The following is a 10,994-nucleotide window of genomic DNA, read 5'->3' as shown; positions in this document are numbered from 1 at the left end:
CTTATGGGAAGAAAAAGCTATAATGAGGGCGATGTTTTTCTGATTCCAATGCATGATGGACGGTTTGCCGTGTGTCAGGTGATATGTGCACTGAGAGACCGCTTCAAAAAGGCATTTTCATTCGGCGTGATGAGCATTCAGCGTGACGAAACTGTAAGTTTGGAAGACGGCGAATTCCTTGTCTATTCTTATGGTAAACGTAAGAGCAGCGTGATCTTCACGTCACCCAAGTTGCTGAAAGATGGCACATGGAGCATTGTTGGTAACATCCCGCTGACTCCGGCGAAAAAAGAATTGCAAGTATTCCAGTGCGCCGGTGGGGTATACAACGGTGATGAATTCATTCGAATGGTTCCACCAGAAGAGTACAGTCAGTACATTACAATGGGCGTAGCTGGATTTGAATTGGTACAGATTCATCTTTTGGAGATGAGTAACAATAAATGAGTTAGACTTTTCATTTACACAAAAGTTTATATTGCTCAATTTATATAAGATACGAAGGGTGTGAGGGTTGTGTCCGAAGCATATAAAAAGGCCGGCGTCGATATCGCGGCAGGGAATGAAGCGGTTGAACGGATGAAAAAACACGTAAAGCGTACCTTCCGTCCCGAAGTTATGACCGATCTGGGTGGATTCGGTGCCCTGTTTGGATTGAACAAGGACAAATATGATGAGCCGGTACTGGTTTCCGGTACAGATGGCGTGGGAACCAAGCTGAAGATTGCCTTTGCCATGGATCGTCATGACACGATCGGTATCGATGCAGTAGCGATGTGTGTCAATGATATCGTTGTTCAAGGAGCAGAGCCGCTTTTCTTCTTGGACTACCTCGCTTGCGATAAGGTTATCCCTGAGAAGATTGAAGCGATCGTTGCGGGTATCGCGGAAGGCTGTCATCAGTCCGGCTGTGCGCTAATCGGCGGTGAAACGGCTGAGATGCCGGGCATGTACAGTGAAGGCGAGTATGATATCGCAGGATTCACCGTAGGTATTGTGGACAAAGCAAAAATCATCAACGGCACAACCATCGCACCTGGAGACACGGTGATCGGTCTCGCTTCCAGCGGTGTGCATAGTAACGGATTCTCTCTTGTTCGCAGATTGCTGCTTGAAGAAGCTGGCTTGGATCTGCACTCCGAAGTGGCAGAGCTGGGTGGCAAACTGGGCGATGCCTTGCTTGAGCCGACGAAAATTTATGTAAAACCGCTGTTGTCCCTGCTGGAAAGTGTCAACGTAAAAGGGATGGCACACATCACGGGCGGTGGATTTATTGAGAATATCCCACGTATGCTGCCAAGTAAAGTGAATGTAGATATCGATTATGGCTCATGGCCGATCCTGCCAATCTTTAACCTTTTACAGCAAAAAGGCGATGTATCCAACCGTGATATGTTCACAACGTTTAACATGGGTATCGGACTTGTGTTGGTTGTGAACGAAGCAGATGCAGCCAAAGCACTGGAGCAATTGAAAGCTTCCGGTGAAGAAGCATACATCATTGGCCGTGTGACTGAAGGAGATGCGCGAGTAACCTTCACGGGAGCGGATGTTTAATGACGAACTACCGTATTGCTGTATTTGCCTCAGGGACAGGAAGTAACTTTCAGTCTCTGGTGGATGCAGCACGGAATGGCGCTTTGGGTGCCTCGGTGGAACTGCTCGTTTGTGATAAACCTGCTGCACGTGTTGTGCAGCGAGCACAGGATGCAGGGGTAGACTGCCATCTGTTTACGCCCAAAGCGTATGATTCGCGTGAAGCATACGAGGCAGAGATTATTGAGGTGCTGGAAGCGAAACAGATTGATCTGGTTGTGCTGGCAGGTTATATGAGACTGCTGACCTCCGTGATGGTAGAGCGTTACGCGGGTCGACTGATCAACATTCATCCATCGCTACTCCCGGCATTTGCTGGTAAGGATGCGATTGGACAAGCACTTGATTATGGTGTGAAAGTGACGGGTGTAACCGTTCATTTTGTTGACGGAGGCATGGATACAGGGCCGATCATTGCCCAGCATCCTGTGCCAGTTCAGCCGGAAGATACAGCGGATACGATTAGCAAAGCTATTCATGCAGCCGAACAGCAGTTGTACCCTGAAGTGGTATCCTGGTTCGCGCAAGGTCTGGTCCAACTAAACGGACGTCATGTCACCGTAAACAAACCGGTTTGATATAAGTTGCCCCTTTTTACACGTTAACGGAGAGGACAGAGAAAACCTGGAAAAGCGAAGCGCTCGCCTAAAAGCTTTCTGCAAGAAAGCTGCATCGGAAGCATAAGCTTATCACCGGATTTTCCCCTTGAAAAAAGGGAATCAAAAAATCTGGGGATAACCGCTACTCTCAAGGTTGTTCTGTCATCGGAGTGTTCCGTGTAAACACTATGGTTCAACTTATATAACAGAAGTCGAAAATTGGTACGCATTTTGTGATATTTCTCGGGAAATAAATCGGCTGTGTTTCGTCAGGAAACGCGAAGCTTATGGGATAATAAAGGAGGAGCATATTGTGAGTATCAAAAGAGCGCTGGTCAGCGTATCGGATAAAACAGGCATCGTGGACTTTTGCCGCGAGCTGTCGCAAATGGGTGTGGAGATTATTTCGACAGGAGGTACAAGCAGCCTGTTGTCGAAGGAAGGCGTACCTGTCATCGGAATTTCGGACGTAACCGGGTTCCCGGAAATTATGGACGGACGTGTCAAAACGTTACATCCGGCAGTTCACAGCGGCTTGCTTGCTGTTCGTGATAACGAAGAGCATACACGCCAAATGCAGGAGCTTGGTCTGGGTTATATCGATCTGGTTGTTGTAAACCTGTATCCTTTCCAGGAAACCATCGCTAAACCGGATGTAGCCTATGAAGATGCGATTGAGAACATCGATATCGGTGGTCCAACGATGCTTCGCTCTGCGGCTAAAAACCATGCTTTTGTTAGCGTTGTTGTGGATGCGGCCGACTACAGCCAAGTGCTGGAGGAAGTTCGCAGCGGTGGGGATACCACGCTGGAAACACGCAAACGGCTTGCGGCAAAAGTGTTCCGCCATACGGCGGCTTACGATGCACTCATCTCCGATTACCTGTCCAACGTTAATGGCGATCCACTACCAGAGCGCCTGACGGTTACTTACGAAAAGCTCCAGGATCTACGCTACGGCGAAAATCCACACCAACAAGCGGCATTCTACCGCAAACCGCTGGCTGCACAAGATACATTGACTACAGCCGAGCAATTGCACGGTAAGGAGTTGTCCTACAACAACATCAATGATGCCAACGCAGCTCTGCAGATCGTCAAAGAGTTCGAAGAGCCAGCAGTCGTTGCCGTGAAACATATGAATCCTTGCGGCGTAGGGATTGGCGAAAGCATCTATGAAGCCTATAGCAAAGCCTATGCAGCTGACCCAACATCGATTTTTGGCGGTATTGTGGCCGCAAACCGCATTATCGACAGCGATACGGCGAACAAGCTGAGCGAGATTTTCCTGGAAATCGTACTCGCACCTGATTTTACCCAAGAAGCTCTGGATATCCTGACGAAAAAGAAAAACATTCGTTTGCTCAAAACGGGTGAACTGAATGCAGCTCGCAACCGTGAAAGCCAATTCGTGGTGACATCGATTGACGGCGGCATGATCGTTCAACAATCGGACGTACATTCCATTGAAGCGAGCGAGCTCAACGTGGTTACAGATCGTGCACCTTCCGAAGAAGAAATGAAACAGCTATTGTTTGGCTGGAAAGTGGTTAAACACGTGAAATCCAACGCGATCGTACTTGCTTCGAATGACATGACGGTAGGTGTAGGTGCAGGGCAAATGAACCGTGTCGGTGCGGCCAAAATTGCAATTGAGCAAGCTGGCGAGCAGGCAAAAGGTGCTATTCTTGCTTCCGATGCATTCTTCCCGATGGGTGATACACTTGAGTTGGCAGCAAAAGCTGGTATTACAGCAGTCATTCAACCAGGCGGCTCGATCAAAGACGAAGAGTCCATCAAAGTAGCCAATGAATACGGCATCGCAATGGTATTCACAGGCGTACGTCATTTTAAACACTAGGACGAGTGATAAGCAGATTGGAGAGTTAAGGTTAGAACGGAAGCATTAAAGTACTCTCTCATCAAAAAAGGGGCAAGTGTTATAAAGGGGTGTCACCTGTCATGCTGATGACGTATGGGGCACTCCTTTTTTCAGGAAATAGAGCAATTAAAAATAGATCACTTAATGTGTTTAAAGATTAGGAACATTACAATCCAGTAAAGCGTGGAGGGGAACAGACGAATGGATATTTTGGTAGTCGGCGGCGGCGGCCGCGAACATGCAATTATCTGGGCACTGGCAAAAAGTCCAAAGGCAGGTAAGATTCATTGTGCACCCGGGAATGCGGGTATTGCACAGTTAGCAGAGTGTCACCCGATTGCGGTGCATGAATTCGATAAACTCAAAGCACTGGCTGTTGAGCTGAAAGTAGACCTCGTCGTTATTGGACCGGATGATCCACTGGCAGACGGCATTGTAGATGCATTTGACTCGACAGGTCTTCCGGTCTTCGGTCCGCGCCGGAATGCGGCGGAGATCGAAGGCAGTAAAACGTTCATGAAAGACCTGCTGCACAAATACAACATCCCTACTGCTGCATATGAGAAGTTCGACAACTACGAGCAGGCTCAGGCATATCTGAACGAGCAAGTGATCCCTGTTGTCATTAAAGCGGATGGACTTGCTGCAGGTAAAGGGGTTACTGTTGCATACTCTCGTGACGAGGCGAATCAGGCACTTCGCAGCATTATGGTCGATAAAGTATTTGGTGAAGCTGGAGCCAAAGTGATTATTGAAGAATTCCTCGCTGGACAGGAAATGTCGATTCTGGCCTTTGTTGACGGTGAGACGGTTCGTCCAATGGCAGCTGCGCAGGATCATAAACCCGTGTTCGACAATGATCAGGGACCAAATACGGGCGGTATGGGTACATATTCTCCGCTTCCGCACATTCCGGCCTCCATTATCGAAGAAGCGGTTGAAACCATCATCAAACCAACAGCCAAGGCGATGGTAGCTGAAGGCCGTCCATTCCGTGGGGTACTGTTCGCAGGTCTGATGATTTCCCCGGATGGCAAACCCAAAACGATTGAGTTCAACGCACGCTTTGGAGATCCAGAGACCCAAGTGGTGCTGCCACGTCTGAAAACGGACCTACTCGACATTTTCTGGGCAACCGTTCACGGAAAGCTGGCTGATCTGGAGATTGAGTGGAGCGATGAGGCTGCGGTATGTGTTGTGCTTGCTTCAGGCGGATATCCCGGCCCTTATGCCAAAGGTGTTGTGATTGAAGGACTGGATCAAGCCCGAGAGGCTGTTGTGTTCCATGCGGGAACAGCGCGTAATGAAGCTGGAGACTGGGTGACAAACGGCGGACGTATTCTAGGTGTTGTAGGCCTAGGCGCTGACATTGCAGAAGCAAGAACCAAAGCATATGCACAAGCAGAGTTCATTCAATTTGAAGGCAAACATCAACGTACCGACATTGCAGCCAAAGCTTTGGTGTAAACAAGCCATGTGAGGCATTCAAGCAATAAGTTGATTAGATTAAGCAAAATAAAGTGAAGTTGAATTTCAATCAACTTTGTTGAATGGATCAGGAATAGAGCACGTTTGCGCTGATAAAGCCAGCCCGTAGGAGGGGTACCAGAAGGTATTTGCATCCTGCGGGCTTTTAATGCGTATTACATATATCATGTGTAAAAATGACAGTTACAATGCTTTACATATCTGCTTGAATGCAATACTTTAGCCACTATGCTGGTGAGTCTCTGAATCTGTTTAATGCCTGAATGGAACGGGTAGTATTTCAATAAATTGCACTATTATATAACAAGAGGACTGAAGCAAGCCCGAAGAACCGTTTACGTAAACACGGAGAAATATAGAAACCTGAAGAAACATAGACGATAAGAAATCCATCACTCATGTGCAGAGTCACCCTGGCTAAAATGCCAGAGGATAACATACATATAGACTATTCTGTGAACAATAGACTGTAAGCTTGTGCCAAACCATAACGTGCAACTGGATGGTTTAGATCAAAACATGATATACTTTTCGGAAACAGGAATCGATACGTTGGGAGGTGGATATCTATTGGGTAGGCGATATTGTAAATTGTCCAAATGGCGAATCTAGGTGGAGTTGATCAAGGAACAATGGACAGCATGAGGGGTAACCCGTTTTGATTGAAGTCGTTTCTTCACGTCGTAGGCGTTATTGACTTCATCTTGGATTCCTGTTTTAGATTTACAAGGTCATTATGCGACTTATACAGAAGTGATCATGAACTGATTTTTTATATATTTTTTATTCGTCACTGGCTCTTGGCATCAGACATTAAACAGCGCATGAAAGGTTAACGGTATGAAACGTTACTGCATCACGCTGTAACTATCTTTGGAGGTGAATCCCTGACTATCGGGGAAGTCTTTGGACATAATTACCATATTAAATATCGCATTACTTATCATCTTGATTGTACTAACCGCATTTTTCGTTGCGTCGGAGTTTGCTGTTGTGAAAATTCGTACATCAAGGGTGGATCAACTGGTTGCCGAAGGCAATAAAAAGGCAGTGCTTGCCAAAAAGGTCGTCTCGGATCTGGATTATTATCTTTCCGCCTGTCAGCTGGGTATTACGGTTACGGCTCTGGGACTCGGGGCGTTGGGTAAACCAACGGTGGAGAGATTGTTATATCCGGTGTTTAGCTATTTTGATGTACCTGCCTCTGCCTCGGCGATTGCTTCCTATGCGATAGCTTTTATTCTCGTTACGTTTTTGCATGTCGTTGTTGGTGAGATGGCACCCAAAACGTTGGCGATTCAGTTTTCGGAAAAACTGACATTGTTACTCTCGCCACCGCTGTATTGGTTTGGTAAAGTCATGTACCCGTTTATCTGGGCGCTCAATGGTGCATCGCGTGTAATCCTGCGTGGATTCGGTGTGAAGCCTGCCGGACATGATCAAGCCTATTCCGAGGACGAGATTAAAATTATTATGAACCAGAGCTATGAAGGCGATGAGAGCAACAAGACCAAGCTTTCGTATCTGGAAAATGTTTTTGTGTTCGACGAACGTGATGCCAAAGACATCATGGTTCCGCGTACAGAACTGGTTACACTGAATCAGGATATGACCTATGACGATATTATTCCTATATTGGATGAGCATAACTACTCCAGATATCCCGTCATCGAGGATGGAGACAAAGACCGCATTATTGGTGTTGTGAATGTGAAGAAGATTTTGCCGGACATGGTTGCGACCCGGGCACATCAATTGAGTGAATTTGTGCGTGAGATTCCATTTGTGTCGGAAGTCACTTCCATACAAGATGCGATGATCAAAATGCAACAGGAACGTGTTCATATGGCTGTCGTCGTGGATGAGTACGGCGGTACTTCGGGAATCATTACGATGGAGGATATCCTTGAAGAGCTGGTCGGTGAGATCCGGGATGAGTTCGATGCTGATGAAGTAGCGGACATTCAGGAGACCGGGGAAAACCAGTATCTAATTAGTGGCCGTGTGCTGCTGGATGAACTGGAGCGTCAATTCGGAATTGTATTCGAAGGTAATGAAGAGATGGATACGGTTGCCGGATGGATTCAGTACCAGAAGGGTGTCGGCGTAGAAAAAGGGGATACGGTTGAACACGGCGACTATGTCTGGACGGTTGTGGATGCCGAGAACTATCACATCAAGCAGGTGCTGCTTGAGCGTGTAAACGGTATTGAGGTCCAAGAAGCTGCAAGCGATCTGGCTTAATTGTTGGAAGAAGAACGTTGCTCTGCATATATTTATTTCAAAACTTAATGGAGGTGAATCCCTCATCTTGAGGGAAATCATTGGACGGAATAATAGCCTTGAATTTATTTTTAGTAGCTGTATTTATCGGTTTGACCGCGTTTTTCGTAGGAGCCGAGTTTGCTATTTTGAAAGTGCGGATGTCCCGTATTGATCAATTGATCTCGGAAGGCAACAAAAAAGCAGTGGTCGCCAAAAAAGTTGCACATAATCTGGATTATTATCTGTCTGCCTGTCAACTGGGTATTACGATTACTGCGCTCGTACTGGGTGCTTTGGGCGAACCGACCGTAGAGAAGATGTTGCATCCGTTATTCCAGAGTCTGGAAGTGCCTGCTGCACTGTCCACCGTACTCTCTTACGCGATTGCATTGGCATTTATCACCTTCTTGCATGTCGTTATTGGCGAGCTTGCACCCAAGACACTTGCCATTCAGTTTGCTGAGAAGATGACATTGTTGCTTGCACCACCGCTCTACTGGTTCGGTAAAATCATGAACCCGTTCATTTATGCGCTGAATGGTGCAGCACGTTTATTGCTTAGCATTTTCGGTATCAAACCGGCCGGGCATGATACGGTTCACTCCGAAGAGGAATTAAAGTTGATCATGGCGCAAAGTTATGAGAGTGGCGAGATTAACCAGACGGAGCTGGATTATCTCAAAAACATTTTTGCCTTTGATGAGCGTTTGCTTCAGGAGATCATGATTCCCCGAAATAAGATCGTTACGCTGAATAAAGAAATGCCATTGGATCAGATTATTGAAGTGTTGAACCAGCATGAGTACACGAGGTATCCTGTGATTGCCAACGGGGATACGAACCATTTTGTCGGGTTTATTAATACCAAGCAAACGTTAACGAGTGTGGCTGCGGGCAAAACGTTTAGTATGAACACTTTTGTGCATCCCATGCCGAGCTTCTCGGAGCGTTCACCGATCAAAGATGTTCTCGTGCAGATGCAGCATAGCCGTGTGCATATCGCTTCCGTCAAAGACGAAGCTGGCGCTACGATTGGCATGGTGACGATGGAGGATATTCTCGAAGAGATTGTAGGGGATATCAAGGATGAATATGAGCATAAAGATCTGGTCAATCCACCAAAGAAATTAAAATTGGTGTAGTAATCAGAGCAGAGGCCTCATTTCAGGTGAGATAGACTTACGAGTACTCTGGTATCGTTATGGTCTTGAAAATGGCTATAGATTAATGTGTCTAGCTCGAATGTCGTTCATTTGTATTTATATTAAGACAGGTTTCCGTGCTTCAGTGCGGAGACCTGTTTTTTTATGTAAAAAGCCGTTCAGAGCGATACGTTTTGGCAGAACCAACGAGTATACTTAAAGTTCATCACCGTAATATCTTAATTTTAAAATAAATGCTTGCATATTGCTATCAAATGGATTAATATGAATTTAAAGAATCTTAAATTAAAGATAAATAACAAAACACAAAGGTAATGTTAGACTTCAAGGACAATAAATAAAAGAACCTTACAACAACCAAGATATAAACCAAACACCAAAAAAAACAAAACCAAGGGAGTGGAAATTATGTTCAGAACTTCAGGCATTCATCATATTACAGCTTTTGTCGACGACGCACAGAAAAATGTAGATTTTTACGCAGGGGTGCTGGGACTTAGACTGGTGAAAAAAACGATCAACTTTGACGCACCGGATGTGTATCACTTGTACTACGGCAATGAGCAAGGCGCGCCAGGTACGATCATTACGTTTTTCCCGCAGCAAAATTCAAGAAGAGGTGTGATCGGCTCAGGTCAGACCGGAGTTACCGTCTATGCGGTACCGGTGGGCAGCCTGTCGTTCTGGAAAGAACGTCTTGCTTCCTTCGATATTCCATATGAAAATAAAACGAGATTCGGTGAACAATATATTCGTTTCTTCGATAAAGGGGGTTTGCTCCTTGAACTGGTTGAGCGCGAAGGCGGCGAGCCGAGCCAGTGGGCATTCAACGGGGTGACACCTGAGCATGCGATCAAAGGTTTTGGCGGTGCGGTGCTCTACAGTCATGTACCTGAGAAAACGATGGATGTGCTTGTCAGCAAGCTTGGTCTGGAGCAGGTCGGCGAAGAAAACGGACTGATCCGTCTGCGTGCAAACGGTGATCTGGGGCAGATCATTGATATTCAATCCACTGGCATTCAGCGCGGTATTGGCGGTGCAGGAACAGTCCATCATATTGCATGGCGCGCCAAAGATTACACCGAGCATGAACAGATTCAGCAGGAACTGGATCAAACCGGATATCATCCAACGCCGGTGATTGACCGTCAATACTTCAACGCGGTCTATTTCCGTGAACCGGGCGGCATTCTGTTTGAGATCGCGACAGACCCTCCAGGTTTTGCGCGGGATGAGCCGCAAGAGACGATGGGTGAGAAGTTGATGTTGCCAGAATGGTATGAACCACAGCGTGCGCAGATTGAACAATTGCTGCCACCGATTCAAGTACGTGAATGGAAAGGAGAGTCTAAATCATGAGTACAGCCACAATGAAACATATCTATAAAGCAGGTGCGCAGCCTGATGCGCCGACAATACTCTTGCTCCACGGTACTGGGGGCACGGAGAACGATCTGATTGGACTGGCAGAGATGATTGCTCCGGGTGCATCGATCCTTGGAGTAAGAGGGAATGTGTCCGAAAACGGTATGCCACGTTTCTTCCGCCGCCTTGCGGAAGGTGTCTTCGATGAAGAGGATCTGATTGCACGGACAGCGGAGCTGGGTGCTTTTATCGATGCGGCTGCTGTGGAATATGGGTTCGATCGATCGAATGTGTATGCACTGGGCTATTCCAATGGCGCCAACATTGCCGCAAGTTTGATGTTCCATCAGGCAGATGTATTCAAGGGAGCGATCCTGCACCATCCGATGGTGCCGCTACGCGGACTGACACTACCTGATTTGAAAGGACTGCCGGTCTTTATCGGAGCAGGGGAGAATGATCCAATTGTGCCAAGGCATGAAACCGAAGAATTGGCTTCGCTACTGAGCGGGGCGGGTGCCGATGTGCATATGCATTGGGAACGCCAGGGACATCAGCTGACACGTACCGAGGCAGAAGCTGCGGCAGCATGGTATAAGTCGCAGGCATAATACAGATGCGGTAGTTGGATGTATT

Annotated in this window: 9 protein-coding genes; all 9 read left to right on the top strand. The window is 46.9% G+C overall.

All coding sequences use genetic code 11. The annotated features are described in order from the left end of the window. Positions 1-3 precede the first annotated feature (3 nt). The 9 genes from AB4Z30_RS24945 (at position 4) to AB4Z30_RS24905 (ending at position 10,969) form a co-directional block, all read left to right on the top strand. Positions 4-447, top strand: a complete 444-nt coding sequence (locus tag AB4Z30_RS24945) for an immunity 26/phosphotriesterase HocA family protein (RefSeq protein ID WP_441930126.1) — start codon at positions 4-6, stop codon at positions 445-447. A 69-nt stretch (positions 448-516) separates the two neighbouring features. Then, the gene (gene purM, locus AB4Z30_RS24940) at positions 517-1,557 is read left to right on the top strand and encodes a phosphoribosylformylglycinamidine cyclo-ligase (protein WP_441930125.1); all 1,041 of its coding nucleotides are present in this window, start codon (positions 517-519) and stop codon (positions 1,555-1,557) included. After that, positions 1,557-2,174 (top strand): phosphoribosylglycinamide formyltransferase, encoded by a 618-nt coding sequence (gene purN, locus AB4Z30_RS24935; RefSeq protein ID WP_441930124.1) that lies wholly within the window; start codon positions 1,557-1,559, stop codon positions 2,172-2,174. Before purM ends, purN begins: the two co-directional genes overlap by 1 nt. Before the next feature lie 334 nt (positions 2,175-2,508). Next, positions 2,509-4,056 carry a bifunctional phosphoribosylaminoimidazolecarboxamide formyltransferase/IMP cyclohydrolase gene (gene purH / locus AB4Z30_RS24930; protein ID WP_441930123.1) on the top strand — a complete coding sequence of 516 codons (1,548 nt, stop codon included), beginning with the start codon at positions 2,509-2,511 and terminating at the stop codon, positions 4,054-4,056. Positions 4,057-4,278: 222 nt separating this feature from the next. Then, positions 4,279-5,544 carry a phosphoribosylamine--glycine ligase gene (purD, locus tag AB4Z30_RS24925; RefSeq protein ID WP_441930122.1) on the top strand — a complete coding sequence of 422 codons (1,266 nt, stop codon included), beginning with the start codon at positions 4,279-4,281 and terminating at the stop codon, positions 5,542-5,544. 927 nt (positions 5,545-6,471) lie between these two features. Next, positions 6,472-7,809 carry a hemolysin family protein gene (locus AB4Z30_RS24920; RefSeq protein ID WP_441930121.1) on the top strand — a complete coding sequence of 446 codons (1,338 nt, stop codon included), beginning with the start codon at positions 6,472-6,474 and terminating at the stop codon, positions 7,807-7,809. 80 nt (positions 7,810-7,889) lie between these two features. Beyond that, positions 7,890-8,972, top strand: coding sequence for a hemolysin family protein (locus AB4Z30_RS24915; protein ID WP_441930120.1), 1,083 nt, complete (start codon positions 7,890-7,892; stop codon positions 8,970-8,972). A gap of 429 nt (positions 8,973-9,401) precedes the next feature. After that, a complete protein-coding gene (locus tag AB4Z30_RS24910) occupies positions 9,402-10,352 on the top strand; it encodes a ring-cleaving dioxygenase (RefSeq protein ID WP_441930119.1) in 951 nt (316 codons plus the stop codon). Positions 10,353-10,363: 11 nt separating this feature from the next. Then, a complete protein-coding gene (locus AB4Z30_RS24905; RefSeq protein WP_441930143.1) occupies positions 10,364-10,969 on the top strand; it encodes an alpha/beta hydrolase in 606 nt (201 codons plus the stop codon). Positions 10,970-10,994: the final 25 nt, after the last annotated feature.

It is taken from the genome of Paenibacillus sp. 2TAF8 (genome assembly GCF_052114825.1).
GTDB lineage: Bacteria > Bacillota > Bacilli > Paenibacillales > Paenibacillaceae > Paenibacillus.
This window is presented reverse-complemented; position numbering and strand designations above follow the sequence as displayed.